The 13,746-nt window shown below is 72.0% G+C and carries 14 protein-coding genes and 1 pseudogene; 10 read left to right on the top strand and 5 right to left on the bottom strand.

What is annotated here, in order from left to right:
• Positions 1-17: 17 nt before the first annotated feature.
• Both BXA11_RS00075 and BXA11_RS00070 read right to left on the bottom strand, forming a co-directional pair.
• Positions 18-1,178 carry a hypothetical protein gene (locus tag BXA11_RS00075; RefSeq protein ID WP_204053464.1) on the bottom strand — a complete coding sequence of 387 codons (1,161 nt, stop codon included), beginning with the start codon at positions 1,176-1,178 and terminating at the stop codon, positions 18-20.
• Positions 1,179-1,198: 20 nt separating this feature from the next.
• Complete coding sequence (locus BXA11_RS00070; protein ID WP_204053463.1) at positions 1,199-2,794, bottom strand: FAD-dependent monooxygenase; 1,596 nt, start codon at positions 2,792-2,794, stop codon at positions 1,199-1,201.
• Positions 2,795-2,880: 86 nt separating this feature from the next.
• Here BXA11_RS00070 and BXA11_RS00065 point away from each other — a divergent pair, with 86 nt between their 5' ends.
• From BXA11_RS00065 to BXA11_RS00020, 10 genes are all read left to right on the top strand, one after another.
• Positions 2,881-3,351, top strand: coding sequence for a MarR family winged helix-turn-helix transcriptional regulator (locus BXA11_RS00065; protein WP_143734019.1), 471 nt, complete (start codon positions 2,881-2,883; stop codon positions 3,349-3,351).
• 192 nt (positions 3,352-3,543) lie between these two features.
• Complete coding sequence (locus BXA11_RS00060; RefSeq protein ID WP_030508303.1) at positions 3,544-4,305, top strand: DeoR/GlpR family DNA-binding transcription regulator; 762 nt, start codon at positions 3,544-3,546, stop codon at positions 4,303-4,305.
• Positions 4,302-5,267, top strand: a complete 966-nt coding sequence (pfkB, locus tag BXA11_RS00055) for a 1-phosphofructokinase (RefSeq protein ID WP_076431717.1) — start codon at positions 4,302-4,304, stop codon at positions 5,265-5,267. The genes BXA11_RS00060 and pfkB overlap by 4 nt, the downstream gene beginning before the upstream one ends.
• Before the next feature lie 211 nt (positions 5,268-5,478).
• The gene (gene mtlA / locus BXA11_RS00050) at positions 5,479-6,681 is read left to right on the top strand and encodes a mannitol-specific PTS transporter subunit IIC (RefSeq protein WP_083743844.1); all 1,203 of its coding nucleotides are present in this window, start codon (positions 5,479-5,481) and stop codon (positions 6,679-6,681) included.
• Positions 6,682-6,685: 4 nt separating this feature from the next.
• Positions 6,686-6,994 (top strand): PTS sugar transporter subunit IIBC family protein, encoded by a 309-nt coding sequence (locus tag BXA11_RS00045; RefSeq protein WP_076431715.1) that lies wholly within the window; start codon positions 6,686-6,688, stop codon positions 6,992-6,994.
• A complete protein-coding gene (locus BXA11_RS00040; RefSeq protein ID WP_076431713.1) occupies positions 6,987-7,454 on the top strand; it encodes a PTS mannitol transporter subunit IIA in 468 nt (155 codons plus the stop codon). The genes BXA11_RS00045 and BXA11_RS00040 overlap by 8 nt, the downstream gene beginning before the upstream one ends.
• Positions 7,451-8,491, top strand: coding sequence for a zinc-dependent dehydrogenase (locus BXA11_RS00035; RefSeq protein ID WP_076431710.1), 1,041 nt, complete (start codon positions 7,451-7,453; stop codon positions 8,489-8,491). The genes BXA11_RS00040 and BXA11_RS00035 overlap by 4 nt, the downstream gene beginning before the upstream one ends.
• A 49-nt stretch (positions 8,492-8,540) precedes the next feature.
• A complete protein-coding gene (locus tag BXA11_RS00030; RefSeq protein ID WP_076431708.1) occupies positions 8,541-8,828 on the top strand; it encodes an HPr family phosphocarrier protein in 288 nt (95 codons plus the stop codon).
• Between the two features lie 89 nt (positions 8,829-8,917).
• Complete coding sequence (locus BXA11_RS00025) at positions 8,918-9,835, top strand: helix-turn-helix domain-containing protein (protein WP_083743843.1); 918 nt, start codon at positions 8,918-8,920, stop codon at positions 9,833-9,835.
• Entirely contained in the window at positions 9,832-10,284 is a 453-nt protein-coding gene (locus BXA11_RS00020; protein ID WP_076431706.1) for a VOC family protein, read from the top strand. The genes BXA11_RS00025 and BXA11_RS00020 overlap by 4 nt, the downstream gene beginning before the upstream one ends.
• Before the next feature lie 147 nt (positions 10,285-10,431).
• On the opposite strand, the gene BXA11_RS00015 is transcribed toward BXA11_RS00020, so the two are convergent.
• The 3 genes and pseudogenes from BXA11_RS00015 to BXA11_RS42960 form a co-directional block, all read right to left on the bottom strand.
• The gene (locus tag BXA11_RS00015) at positions 10,432-12,138 is read right to left on the bottom strand and encodes an amidohydrolase (RefSeq protein WP_076431704.1); all 1,707 of its coding nucleotides are present in this window, start codon (positions 12,136-12,138) and stop codon (positions 10,432-10,434) included.
• Positions 12,139-12,297: 159 nt separating this feature from the next.
• The gene (locus tag BXA11_RS00010) at positions 12,298-13,011 is read right to left on the bottom strand and encodes a hypothetical protein (RefSeq protein WP_076431702.1); all 714 of its coding nucleotides are present in this window, start codon (positions 13,009-13,011) and stop codon (positions 12,298-12,300) included.
• A 399-nt stretch (positions 13,012-13,410) separates the two neighbouring features.
• Positions 13,411-13,746: pseudogene (locus tag BXA11_RS42960) on the bottom strand (TetR/AcrR family transcriptional regulator); the annotation flags it as partial.

The following is a 13,746-nucleotide window of genomic DNA, read 5'->3' as shown; positions in this document are numbered from 1 at the left end:
GGACGGCGTTCGTGTGACTACAGCAGATCCTCGCGGTGCCTCCAGGCGAGGTCCAGCACGGCCGCGCCCGCCGCCTGCATCGGCTCGTCGCGGACGTGCCGGCGCACGGTCTCCGCGTCGAACGGGACGCGGCCGACGATCCGGCCCTCGCTGTTGGAGGCGGCGATTTCGCCGAAGACGGCGTCGAACGTCTCCGCCTCCAGCACGGTCACCGTGAGGAAGTCGGTCGCGAAGGTCAGCGGATCGACCCCCACGCCCAGCACGAGGGAACGCACCCGGCCGTCCTCGCGGGCGTCCGTCAGCAGCCGGTAAAGCGGCCAGCTCTCGTAGTCGAACCCGTCGCCGTACTCCTCTCCCCGCCCAAGGAACTCCTCGGCGTACTCGCGGACCACGCACTTCCACAGGTCGAGGTCGGCCTTCTCCGCGTCCGCGGACTCGTGCGCGGGCTGGAACACCCCGACCGGCATGACCTGGTAGAGCCCGCCGCCGTGCGCCACCCGGGCCGGGTCACGCCAGTGCAGGACGAACGACGTCTCGCCCGTACGGCGATCGTGGCGCAGCGTCAGGGTGGAGATCGCGCAGAGCGCGGGCCGCCGGCTCAGGTCGGTGGGATCGCCCACGAGCGCGCGGAACGGCAGCGGCCGCCCGCCCCCATGCCCGTCGAACCCCTGCCCGTCGAACCCCTGCCCGTCGGACTCATGCCCGGGGAGCTCGCGCGCGGCGAACTCGTGGGCGGCCGCCTCTCCCACGCTCACGCCGTCGAAGTAGCGTGCGCGGGTGAAGGTCAGCTCCGGCCAGGCGACGTCCAGCAGCCGGTAGCAGGTGCGGTCCTCGAAGAGCCGGGGGCGGGCGAGCGTCCCCAGCGCGTCCGGGTAGGCGTCCGCGCCCTCCGGCAGCAGAGCCGCCGCCTCCGGTTCGCGGCCCGTGACAGTGGGCGCGGGAGCGTCCTCCACCCAGCCGAGCCGCACCTCGCGCAGGTCGAGCGGCGTGGCCAGGGTCCATGGGGTCGCAGTCCAGCCGTCCCGGGTGAGCAGACGCGTCGATCCGGCCCTGGCCGGCCCGGGATAGAGCCGATCCGCCGCGACGGCCAGCTCGTGCCGGTGCCCGTCCAGGCGTCGCCGCACCTTCGCCCATTCCTGCCCCGACGGGCGCATCGGCACCTCCCCGCGCGATCTCACGAGCCCAGCACCCTAGCCGCTCACGCGAGCACTCTGCACAGCACGCCTTCCAGCTCCACGAGGCCGGCCTCAGTGGGCGACCGCCAGGCGATGATCCCGTCCGGCCGTACGAGCACGGCCCCGGTCGAGGTGATCCCGTACGCGGTGGGGAACCGGCCGTCCGGGTCGCCGAGCACCGGCCCGGCGCCGACGACGTACGTCTCGACGGGGACGCGCAGAGTCCGCGCGGCCTCGGCCGCCGCCTTCTCCCAGGCCCCTCCCCCGGCGCCGGCGAGCACCGTGAACCCGGTGCCGAACAGATCGCGGGCCGAGATCGGCGTGCCCTCCCGGCTGAGCCGAACATGGGGCGCCCGGGTCCCCGGACGTCCCGAAGGCGCGGCCGGATCCTCGAAGAGCGGGCGCTCCTCGCCCGGTTCGCGGACGAACGCCCCCGACGGGCAGACGTACCCGAACAGCCCGACCGCGGGATCCATGATCTCCGCGACCGTGTCGTCGCGCAGATGCGGCGTCTGCCGCTGAATCATGTTCGCGTACTGCTGCTCGGCGAGGGCGTCGGCGTACGGACGGCGCTCGGCGTCGTAGGAGGCGACCAGTCCGGGACCCGCGACACCGGCCAGCGTGTACGCGAGCCTCCAGGCGAGGTGATACCCGTCCATGACGGCGGTGTTGCCGCCCTGCCCGCCGGTCGGCGGCATCAGGTGGGCGGCGTCACCGGCGAGGAGGACCCGCCCGGAGTGGAAGGCGCCGGCGATGCGGGTGACATGCTCGCCCGAGGAGGACCACGCCGCGTCCACGATCGTCACGTCCAGGTCCGGCACGCCGCAGGCGATGCGGATCATCTCGGTGAGCCCGTCCCGATCGGGTTCCTCATCCGGGCCGAACACACAGCTCACGACGTACCTGCCGGGGTGATCGGTGGTGACCACGGTGACCGATCCGCCAGGCAGGGCGGGGTTGCGGAGGTAGAACAGGCCGAAGGCGGCTCCCTTGAGCGTGACGTCGAGATCGGCCTCGAACTGCAGGAACATCGTCCGGGCGGGCCGGGGCGAGGTCCGCCCGTGCGCCGCGATGCCGGCGGCTTCCCTGATCGTGCCCTTGTGGCCGTCCGCGCCGACCAGGAAGCGGGAGGTCACCGTCCGCCGCCGCCCGCCGGTGGTGTCGAGGAGCGTGGCGACGACCCCGTCCTCCTCCTGCCGGAACGACTCCAGGGTGGTGGAGAACCTGATCTCGGCTCCCAGCTGGACGGCCCTGCCGGCGAGGATGCGCTCCGCCCGTTCCTGACTTGTCGCAGCCATGGGAGCAGCAGATAAGGCGGATAAGTCCGGCGCGGTCTGCACGAAGTCGTGCAGGACCCTGCCGGTGACGCTTTCGGCGATCACGATGATGCTCTCGGTCCCCCCGGGCGGCGCGGCCTCCAGGAACCGTCCGGCCACACCGGCCGTGGCGAGCGCCTCCATCGTCGGAGGCATCTGGCCCCGCGCCTTCGGCTGGGTCGACAGTCCCGCATGGCGTTCCACGACGAGCGCGGACACCCCGTGCAGACCGAGGAACATCGCGGTGGACAGCCCGGCCAGACCCGCTCCGACGACGAGGACGGGTACGGACTCCATAGTCATGATCGGCCCCTCACGATAAGATTCGTCCGACTCTTGGGAAATCTCGACTCATCGAGATATCTACTTATGAACGATGTGGAGCGCTCGTGTCAACCCACCGATCCAAGGCCCTGCGATCCCTCATGGAGGCGATGCGCGAGAACGCCGGCCGCGGACTCGTGCTGCACCAGGCGATCGCGGACCGCTTCGGCCTCGGCCCGACCGATTTGAAGTGCCTCGATCTGGCCCGCCACGAGCCGGAGCTGACGGCGGGACGGCTGGCCGAGCTCACCGGCCTGAGCACGTCGGCCGTCACGTCGGTCGTCGACCGGCTCGAACGCGGCGGCTTCGTCGAACGGCGCCGGGACACCCTCGACCGCCGCAAGGTGCTGATCCACTCGACCGGACGACACGAGGCGGCACTTGAGGAGATCTTCAGCACCATGGAGGCGGAGTTCCTGGCGGTCGTCTCCGACTACGACGACGACCAGCTGGAGAAGTTCGTCGATTTCGTCCGCCGTCTCAACGCGCGGGCGCACCAGGTGACGGCCGCGCTCATCGCGCGTCCCCGCGACTGACCGCTGCGGCGACGCCGGCCGGTTCGCGCCGCGCGGGCCGGCCGGCCTTCGCGGACACGGTGGACCAGGCGCCCCACGCCCCTCCTCACAACGCCGGGTGTCCGTTTCGTTACGTTGACTGCCCTTGACCCTCCAACACAGGCAGGTATAAACACATACGAAACAACATCGAAACGGCGGTGAACCAACACGATGTACGCCGAGGAGCGGCAGCAGGAGATCCTGCGGGCGGCCCGCGACGCCGGCCGGGTCGACGTGGTGACGCTGGCCGAGCGGTTCGGCGTCACGACGGAGACGATCCGCCGCGACCTGACCGCACTGGAGCGCGCGGGCGTCCTGCGGCGCGTGCACGGCGGCGCGATCCCGGTCGAGCGCCTGGGGTTCGAGCCCGCACTGGCCGCCAGGGACGAGGTGCTGACGGCCGAGAAGGAGCGCATCGCCAAGGCCGCCCTGGCCGAACTCCCCGAGGACGGCTCCGTGGTCATCGACGCGGGCTCCACGACGAGCCGGCTCGTGCAGGCCCTCCCTCCGGACCGCGAGCTCACCGTCGTCGTGAACTCGCCTCCGCTGGCCACGGTGCTGGCGGCCCGCCCCAACCTGACCGTGCTCATGCTGGGCGGCCGGGTGCGCGGCCGGACGCTGGCGACCGTGGAGGACTGGGCCATCCAGCAGTTGTCACAGCTCAACGTGGACGTGGCCTTCATGGCAACCAACGGCTGCTCGGTGGCCAAGGGCCTGACCACCCCCGATCCGGCCGAGGCGGCGATCAAGCGGGCGATGATCGCCTGCGCCGACCGCGCCGTCCTGCTGGCCGATCACACCAAGTTCTCCGGCACCTATCTGGCGCGCTTCGCCACGCTCGGCGAGATCGACGTCGTCATCACCGACACCGGGCTCGACCCCGACCAGGCCGCCGCGCTGGCCGCCGCCGGGCCGGAGGTGGTCCGGGCGTGATCCTCACCCTGACCCTCAACCCCAGCCTCGACCGCACGATCGAGGTCGGCGAGCTCACCCGCGGTGCCGTCATCCGGGCGGCCGCCACCCACCTCGACCCCGGCGGCAAGGGCGTCAACGTGTCGCGGGCCCTGCTGGCCAACGACGTACGGTCGTGCGCGGTCATCCCGTACGGCGGCAGCGAGGGGCGCCGGCTCCTCGACCTGCTGTCGGCGGAGGGCATCGACATGATCCCCGTGCCGGTCGAGGGCCCCACCAGGTCCAACGTCGCGATCGCCGAGCCCGACGGCACCATCACCAAGGTCAACGAGCCGGGCACCGCGCTGACCCCCGCCGAGCTCGACACGCTGGCGGGCGCCGTGCTCGACGCCGCCCGGTCGGCCGACTGGGTGGTCGCCTCGGGCAGCCTCCCGCCCGGTGTGCCGGTGGACGTCTACGCCGGACTGTGCCGCCGGTTCGCCGAGGCCGGCATCAATCTGGCGGTCGACACCAGCGGCCCCGCCCTCGTGTCCGCGGTGAACGCCGGCCCCGCGCTGATCAAGCCGAACCGCGACGAGCTGGCCGAGGCGACCGGCACGTCGATCGCCTGTGTCGGCGACGTGCTCGACGCGGTCGGCAAGTTGCGCGCCATGGGCGCGCGGTCGGTCCTGACCAGCCTCGGGACGGACGGCGCGCTGCTGGTGGAGCACGACGACCAGGTCTGGTACGGCGAATGCGCGGTCGAGGAGCCGCGCAGCAGCGTGGGCGCGGGCGACGCCCTGCTGGCGGGCTTCCTCGCCGCGGGGGCCCGCGGCGCGACTGCCCTCGCCGAGGGCCTCGCCTGGGCCGGTGCCGCCGTGGGGCTGCCCGGCAGCCGGATGCCCGGCCCGGCCGACATCGATCGCACCAACGTCCGGATCGGTCCGCCCGACCCGGCCCGGCCGCTCACGCCACCTCCGCGCCCGGCGCCCGGGGGCGTGTGAGCCCCACACGGCGCCCGCCGGCTCACTCGCCCTCCCCCAGCCCGCTGTCGGCTCGGACTCACCCGCTCCGGCTCGAACGCTTCATCCGCTCCGTCCGCTCCGCGTCACACGACACATCCGGTCCGCTCGCTCATAACCCGGGGGATGACAGCGGTCCACCCCCCTCACAACCCGGCCAGCCAGGCCGGTCGCCCCCCAAAGGAGCACGTCAATGGCCACGCCCTATACCCCCACCGTCACCGGCACCGGTGTGCGGGCCACGATCCAGCGCTTCGGCGGCCATCTCGCCGGGATGATCATGCCCAACATCGGCGCCTTCATCGCCTGGGGCCTCATCACGGCCCTGTTCATCCCGACCGGGTGGCTGCCGAACAAGACACTCGCCGAGCTCGTCGGCCCGATAATCAGCACCCTCCTTCCGGTGCTCATCGGCTACACCGGTGGCCGGATGGTCCACGCACAGCGCGGCGCGGTCGTCGGCGCCGTCGCCACGATGGGCGTGGTCGTCGGGGCGGACGTTCCGATGTTCCTCGGCGCGATGATCATCGGCCCGCTGGCCGCGCTGATCCTCAAGTACGTCGACCGGTTCACCGCCGAACGGACCAAGGCCGGCTTCGAAATGCTGGTCGACAACTTCACCGCCGGCATCATCGGCGCCGTCATGGCGATCGCCGGTGTCCTCGCCATCGGCCCGATCGTGGAGAAGGTCACCGAGGTGGCGGGCAGCGGCGTCGAGTGGCTCATCAGCCACTCGCTCCTGCCGATCGCCTCGGTCATCATCGAGCCGGCCAAGGTGCTGTTCCTCAACAACGCGATCAACCACGGCGTGCTCGGGCCGCTGGGCGTCGCCGAGTCGGTCAAGCACGGCAAGTCGATCCTGTTCATGCTGGAGTCCAACCCCGGCCCGGGCCTCGGCCTGCTGATCGCCTACCTGCTGTTCGGCCCGAGGTCGCTGCGTCCCAGCACTCCGGCCGCGATGATCATCCACTTCTTCGGCGGCATCCACGAGATCTACTTCCCGTACGTGCTGATGAAGCCGCGGCTGATCCTCGCGGTGATCGCCGGCGGCGCCTCGGGCGTGCTCACCTTCCTGGTCACCGGGGCGGGCCTGGTCGCGACGCCGTCGCCGGGCAGCATCTTCGCCTACATGGCCGTGACCCCGAAGGGCGGCTGGTTCGGAGTGATCGCCGGGATCGTGATCGCGACGGCCGTCTCCTTCGCCGTCGCCGCCGCGCTGCTCGGCTTCGGCCGCGCCAACGGCGACCAGGCGGACGACCCGGCGCAGGGCACGGCTCCTAACGACACGAACACGAACGACACGAACACGAACGACACCACCATCACGAGCGGCGAGAACCGCGACACAACCGGCGAGACGGCGGCCGAGAGCGTGCCCGCCACCAAGGAGGCGTAGAACCGTGTCCAGCATCGAGGGCAAGGACGTCCGCAAGCTCATCGTGGCCTGCGACGCGGGCATGGGCAGCAGCGTCATGCTGGCGAGCACGCTGCGCAAGCAGCTCAAGGGCACCCCGGTCAGCGTGGAGCACACCCCGGTCAACTCGATCCCCGGGGACGCCGACGTGATCGTGTGCCACACCGGGCTGGCCGACCGGGCCAGGGCGAGCGCCCCCGGCGTCGTGCTCGTGCCGTTCCAGGTCTTCATCGGCGACCCGGCCGTGGCGCGGGTCGTCACCGCCATCAAGAACGGGGGAACGATCGATGGCTGACCGGGCCGGCACGGCCCCGCTCCCCCTCGATCCCCGCGCCGTACGGACGGCCGCGACCGCGACGGACGTCGAGGACGCCATCCGGCAGTGCGGCGCGGTCCTCCAAGAGGTCGGCGCGGTCGACGGGAGCTACACCGAGGCCATGCTCGAACGCGAGCGGTCGATCTCCACGTACGTCGGCGAGGGCGTCGCGATCCCCCACGGCACGCTGACCTCGAAGGAGGCGGTCCGCCACGACGCCCTCTGCGTGCTGCGCTTCCCCGACGGCGTCGACTGGCACGGCGAGCAGGTGACGGTGTGCGTCGGCATCGCGGCCCGCGGGGACGGCCATCTGCGGCTGCTGTCGGAGCTCGCCCAGATCCTGCTCGACCCGGACCGCGCCGCGGCCCTGCGCGGGGCCACCGAGGTCGACGAGGTCATCCATCTGCTGCAACCGGACGGAGAGGAAGACTCCGAGTGAAAGTCGCCCGTTTCCATGCTCCCGGGGACATCCGCCTGGAGGAGGTGCCCGAGCCCGTCGCCCACCCCGGCGAGGTCAAGATCCGCGTACGCAACTGCTCGACGTGCGGCACGGACGTGAAGATCTATCGGTTCGGACATCACCACATCAGGCCGCCCCGGGTGATGGGCCACGAGATCGCCGGGGAGATCGTGGAGCTCGGCGAGGGCGTCACCGGCTGGAGCCCGGGCGACCGGGTGCAGGTGATCGCCGCGATCCCGTGCGGCACGTGCGAGGAGTGCCGCCGGGGTCACCTCACGGTCTGCCCCAACCAGGAGTCGATGGGCTACCACTACGACGGCGGCTTCGCGCAGTACATGGTCGTGCCGGCCAAAGTGCTCGCCGTGGACGGGCTCAACCGCATCCCCGACGGGGTCGGGTTCGCCGAGGCGTCCCTCGCCGAGCCGCTCGCGTGCGTGCTCAACGGGCAGGAGCTGGCCCGCGTCGGCGAGGGCGACGACGTGGTCGTCGTCGGCTCGGGCCCGATCGGCTGCCTGCACGTGCGGCTGGCCCGCTCGCGCGGCGCGGCCCGGGTCTTCCTCGCCGACCTGAACGCCGAACGCCTCACGATGGCGGCCGACCTCGTGCGGCCGGACGCGGCGATCTGCTCCGGCGAGACCGACCTCGTGGACGAGGTGCTCAAGCTCACCGGGGGCCGGGGCGCCGACGTGGTGATCACCGCGGCGGCCTCCGGTGCGGCCCAGCAGCAGGCGTTGCAGATGGCGGCGCGGCAGGGCCGGATCAGCTTCTTCGGCGGACTGCCGAAGGACGACCCGATCATCGCGTGCGACTCCAACCTGGTGCACTACCGGGAGCTCACCATCGTCGGCGCCAACGGGTCGAGCCCCGCGCACAACGCCCGCGCCCTGCGGCTCATCGCCGAGGGGGCGGTGCCGGTCGCCGACCTGATCACCCATCGCCTCGGCCTGGACGAGGTCATGGACGCCATCGACGTCGTCGCCCGCGGCGCCGCCATCAAGGTCACCATCGAGCCCTGAAATCAAGCCCTGAGATCGAGCTCGTCAACCGAGCCCTGAGAGGAACGCGATGCCGGAAAGGACAGTGGCGGTCGCCTCGCGCTCCGGCCTGCACGCCCGACCCGCCAAGATCTTCGTCGAGGCGGCGGCGCGGCAGACGGTGCCCGTACGCATCCGTGTGGGCGGCGGGAAGGCCGTCCCCGCCAACAGCATGCTGGGCGTGCTGACCCTCGGCGCCGGGCACGGCACCGAGGTCACCCTGGAGGCCGAGGGCCCGGGGGCGGAGGAGGCCCTCGCCGCCCTCGCGGACCTGCTGTCCCGCGACCTGGACGCCGAAGGGGCCGAAGGGGCCGTCTGACCGCCTGCCGCGGACACGGGAACCGCCGCGACGATGGCCGCCGTGCGCTCCTTCGTGGAGACTGGGAGGGCGGGAAGGAGGACCGGCCGATGGCAGCGACACGGCGGACTGCGGGCAAGCAAGACGAGCGCGACGAGGCACGCTACCTGCACCGGCGGCCCGCTCCCGCGCTGCGTCCGCTGGTCGCGTGGTACAGCGGCTACCGCGAGGCCGGGGTTCCGCCGGCCACGCACCGCGGCCTGCCGTCGCCCTACCTGACGATGATCGTCACGCTCGACGATCCGCTCGTCGTCGCGGCGCACCCCGATCCGCGCACCCCTCCCGGGTCGTACGACACGCTGGTCGGCGGGCTGCACACCAGCCCCGCACTGATCACGCACGACGGGCGGCAGTCGGGCGTGCAGCTCGCGCTGACGCCGCTCGGTGCGCGGGCCCTGCTCGGGCTGCCCGCCGGGGAGCTGTCCGGCCTCGACCTGGACGGCGCCGAGGTGCTCGGCCGGCTGGCGGGCGAGCTGCGCGAGCGCCTGCTTGCGGCGCGGGGCTGGGACGAGCGCTTCGCCGTCCTCGACTCGGTCCTATCCCGGCACGCCCGCCCCACCCGGGCGCACCCGGCCGAGGTGGCGCGCGCGTGGCGGCGGATGCTGACCGCCGGCGGGCGGGTCACCGTGTCCGGTCTCGCCCACGAGACGGGATGGAGCACCAGGCACCTCAACGGCCGGTTCCGGGAGGAGATCGGCCTGTCCCCCAAGGAGGCGGCGCGGGTCGTGCGGTTCGACCGGGTCCGCCGTCTGCTGCAGGGCGCGGCGGCGTCCGGACGGCGGCTCACGCTGGCCGACGCGGCGGCCGAGTGCGGGTTCTACGACCAGGCGCATCTCGCCCGCGAGTTCGGCGCGTTCGCCGGGTGCTCGCCCAGTCGCTGGCTGGCCGATGAGGGCGGCCACGGCAGCGAGCTGTTCCGAAACGTCCAAGCCGGCCTGGGGGACGGCTCTCCAGACTCGGTGGCATGAACGACACCACACCAGCACCGCAGGTATGGCCCACGCTGCGGGCCAGGGAAGCACGCGCCCTGATCGCCTTCCTCGTCGAGGCGTTCGGCTTCGAGGAGACCGCCGTCTACGGCGAGGGCGACCACGTCGACCACGCCCAGCTCTCCTGGCCGCACGGCGGCGGGATCATGCTGGGCAGCGTCCGGGACACGCCGGACGACAAGTGGAGCCTCACCCCCGGCTCGTTCGGCGCGTACGCCGTGACCGACGATCCCGACGCGTTGTTCGCCCGGGCGACCGCCGCGGGGGCGCGGATCGTCCAGGAGCCGCACGACACCGACTACGGCTCCCGCGAGTTCGTCGTCCGCGACCGGGAGGACAACCTCTGGTCGTTCGGCACCTACCGCGGCGAGCCGCGGAGGGCGGCCCTTGAGACATCGCCCCAGCAGGCGGCCGGCGGCAGCGAATAGCGGCGTCCGCGAAAGGCCCGGCGGTTCCTTCGGCCGTGATGAGCCCAGCCGGGTCCGCGGGCGGCACGACCGCCACGGCGTTCTGCTCCCTCGGACCCGGCATGACGAGAGTCGCGACGCCCTGCCGCCGCGAAGAGGAGCGGTGAGTCACTCCGTGGGGTCGGGCCCCGTGACGGTCTCACCGCCGAGCATGGTGGTGACGACCTGTGTGCCGGGAAGCTCGTCGAGTGGGCAGGCGAGCGGGTCGCGGTCGAGGATGACCAGGTCGGCGTGGTTACCGGGTCGCAGCGATCCGATGTCGTCCCAGCGAAGGACGTGGGCGGCTTCGCTGGTCCACATGGCCAGTGCCCGGCGGCGGCTGATACCGGGGGTCGCCGCGGCGTCGCCGCCGGCGGCATAGCGGGGTTCGACGGCCAGAGCGATGTGTTCGAAGACGTTCTTGGGTCCCCAGTCGGTGCCGGCGGCGACGTGCAGGCCGGAGTCCAGGAGCCGGGCGAGGGGGATGAAGTCGGGGAGCAGGTGGGCGCCGAACCGTTCGCGAACGAGCTCTCCTTTGCCCCAGGAGAACGACATGGTGGTCGTGATGTCGAGGCCGAGGGCGGCGGCGCGTCGCACCAGGTCGGGTTCGGCGAAGGAGAAGTGCTGCAGCAGCCAGGCCCGGCCGTCGGTGGTGAGGGGCGCGTGCCCGAGCTCTTCGAGCCGGCCGAGCACGCCGTCGGTCTCGGCTTGGCCTGAGGTGACGATGTTGAGGCGCACCCCCTTCTCGTGGCAGTAGCGAATCGCCTGACCGACCTTTTCCAGGCTCACGGTGGACCGGCCTCGGGTCTGCCTGCCGTACGGGTCCTGGTACGCCTCGCGCATGCGGGCGAATCCCGGCCAGCACGGGCCGTACGGCGAGACGGTGACGCCGTCGACGCGGAACATGTGATCCGAGCGGTCGGTGAGGTCGCGAGCCCGGTCCAGCCGCTCCCGATAGCCGGGGGGTTGCAGCGGGTCGCTCCACACCACCCCGAAGGGCTCGGCCTCTGGGGCGCACAGCACCCTGAGAGTGAGCTGGTCCTGGTCGCGCAGCGACCGGTAGAACTCGATGAGCGAGAAGGTCATCAGGTGCGCCTCGTACACGGCGGTGACGCCGAGGGCGTTGAAGGCGCGCATCGCCCGCCGCGTCCCAGGGATGATCGCCTCGGGCTGCAGCAGCGGAAGCCGGCGGAGCAGGCCGTTCATGAACGGGTCGTCGCAGTAGTAGTTGGTCACCGAGCCGTGCAGGCGTCCGGTCGGACGGCCGGCCGCGTCCTTCTCGATCCAGACGTCGCCGACGCGATCCGGGGTGGCGTGGCTGATGTCCAGCAGGTCGAGCGCGAGGCTGTTCATGGCGCAGACGTTCGGCACCACCGGTGCCCACGCCTGGATGAACACCGGATGCCGAGGCGCCGCGCGGTCGAGGACGTCGCGGTGCGGCAGGACGCCCTCGACGAGATCGCGATAGGACCGGCGGATGAAGTAGTGCGGTTCGCCGACGGGAGTGGTCATGATCCACTCACCCGGTGGGGTCACGGCCGCCCGGGCGGCGATCCGGGCCACGATGTCCTCGTGGCAGCTCACGTCCGTGAGGTCGACCAGCGGCTCCGCGAGCGCGCCGAAGTGCATCAGGTGCGGGTGGGTGTCGATCAGGCCGGGGATGACGATGCCGCCGCCGAGGTCGGCCACCCGGGCGCCGGTTCCGGCCTGAGCGCGGACGGCGTCGCTGTCGCCCACGGCCAGCACCCGGCCGTCGCGGATGGCGATGGCCTCGGCGATGGTGCCGCGTTCGTCGCAGGTGATGATGCGGCCGCCGACCAGTACGGTCGTGTCCATTGGTCCTCCGTGCTTCCGCTGCCGGTCTCCGATGGGCGCCTCCTTCAGTGCTTGGTGGCGTTCACCACCCACCAACGGCACGCGACCCGACGACGGCGTCCTTCTCGTAGGGCCGCAACGCGGCGGTCACCCGGCGGGGAGGCCGGCGCGACCAGGGCGTCAGGTGGAGAGTTGCCGGGCCCGTCCGAAGGTGCGGCCGAGCAGCACGTAGCCCAGCGCGTACGGGGCGGCGCCGGCGATCTCGATGACGGATGTGATCATCGAGTGCGGTCCGAAGCCGAACAGGGACGCGGTTCCGCCGATCGCGTAGACGACGCCGCCGAATCCCAGGAGCAGGCCGGTCAACCGTTGTCCGTACCGGTTGAGCAGCAGGGCGAGCAAGACGTATCCCAGCGGGAAGACGATGTTCGCGGCCAGCACGATGATGCCGCCCTCGATGTCGATGTCCTTGGAGGTGTGCACGAGGTCGGGCGCGTACTTGGCGGTCACCGGGTTGTGGCCGCCGTCGAAGACGATCAGACCGAACCAGAGCATGGTCCCGGCCAGGGCGGTGTACAGCGTGGTGAGTCCGCGCGGACCGAACCTGTTCATGACCAGAGCCAGGACACCGGCCAGGCAGGTCGCCTGGATCAGCAGGCTGATGGCCTCCATGGAATGGGTGAAGGCGTACCACTGGGCGCCCGCCGCGATGTCGTGTCCGTCGCGGGCGGGGTGCAGGACGACGGTGAGCAGGAAGAACGGGCCCCCGATCATCGCGGTGAGCCTCACCATCGCCCGTACATACCGGGTGCCGTCCTCGGCGCCGTGGTGATGGAGGGGCCGGGCGGATGTCGTCGTGCCGGCGCCCTCGTGCGCCGAGCGGTGGCTACTCATCGTCGTTCTCCTGGATCTCGTTGCATTGCGGGGTGCGCGTCTGATGCGCGACCGGCGGCGACGGTGGACAGGGGGCGCCCCCGAGTGCGCCGCCGAGTCGGTGGAAGGTGTGCACGATTCGATAACCCGTACACCCATGTACGAGTTTCAGGCTAGCACCTAAGTCGTACCTATATGTACGACTTAGGTGCTAGCAGTCCTCCAGGTCGCCGCCATAGGGAGAGGCGCGCGCGGTCGCGGCACGGTGGCGAGGAGGTCTGGCGCCTTGAGAGGGCACCCTGGCGGAGGCCCTGCCGAGCCGCGTGACCCGAGCCGCGTGGCCGCGCGGCGTCGGCTCGCGCGGCGTGCTCGCGGCGTCGGCCCGGGGGCGGGCCGGGGGCGGGCCGGTGACGGCGGTGGTTACGGGGCGGGTGTGGGTACGGCCGTGCCGGGCGCGGTGAGGGCGGCGAGCAGCGTCGCGGAGATGACCCGTGGGGCGTCGCCGGCGTCCAGTCTGCCGGCGGCGGTGTCCTCCGCCGCGGCGTGCATCAGGCTGAACACGGTCGTGACGAGCCACCGTTCGGGCAGGTCGTCGCGGAAGACGCCGGAGCGTCGCCCGCGATCGACGATCGCCTGGACCCTGTGCAGGGCCTGGTCGTGGACGGCCCGGATCCGCTCCGGGGGCAGTTCGCGATGGGCGGCCAGCAGCACGGAGTGCAGTTGGTGGACGATCTGCCATGAGGCGCCGACGAGCCG

This window comes from Microbispora rosea (assembly GCF_900156315.1).
Lineage (GTDB): Bacteria > Actinomycetota > Actinomycetes > Streptosporangiales > Streptosporangiaceae > Microbispora > Microbispora rosea.
Note: the sequence above shows the minus strand (reverse complement) of the source record. Positions and strands in the feature narration are given on the sequence as shown.

What these genes read in the sequence shown, in the direction of transcription:
- BXA11_RS00070 (WP_204053463.1), bottom strand. Translation starts at nt 2,794, where the DNA reads ATGACTATGGAGTCCGTACCCGTCCTCGTCGTCGGAGCGGGTCTGGCC.
- BXA11_RS00060 (WP_030508303.1), top strand. Translation starts at nt 3,544, where the DNA reads ATGTACGCCGAGGAGCGGCAGCAGGAGATCCTGCGGGCGGCCCGCGAC.
- mtlA (WP_083743844.1), top strand. Translation starts at nt 5,479, where the DNA reads ATGGCCACGCCCTATACCCCCACCGTCACCGGCACCGGTGTGCGGGCC.
- BXA11_RS00040 (WP_076431713.1), top strand. Translation starts at nt 6,987, where the DNA reads ATGGCTGACCGGGCCGGCACGGCCCCGCTCCCCCTCGATCCCCGCGCC.
- BXA11_RS00030 (WP_076431708.1), top strand. Translation starts at nt 8,541, where the DNA reads ATGCCGGAAAGGACAGTGGCGGTCGCCTCGCGCTCCGGCCTGCACGCC.
- BXA11_RS00025 (WP_083743843.1), top strand. Translation starts at nt 8,918, where the DNA reads ATGGCAGCGACACGGCGGACTGCGGGCAAGCAAGACGAGCGCGACGAG.
- BXA11_RS00020 (WP_076431706.1), top strand. Translation starts at nt 9,832, where the DNA reads ATGAACGACACCACACCAGCACCGCAGGTATGGCCCACGCTGCGGGCC.
- BXA11_RS00015 (WP_076431704.1), bottom strand. Translation starts at nt 12,138, where the DNA reads ATGGACACGACCGTACTGGTCGGCGGCCGCATCATCACCTGCGACGAA.
- BXA11_RS00010 (WP_076431702.1), bottom strand. Translation starts at nt 13,011, where the DNA reads ATGAGTAGCCACCGCTCGGCGCACGAGGGCGCCGGCACGACGACATCC.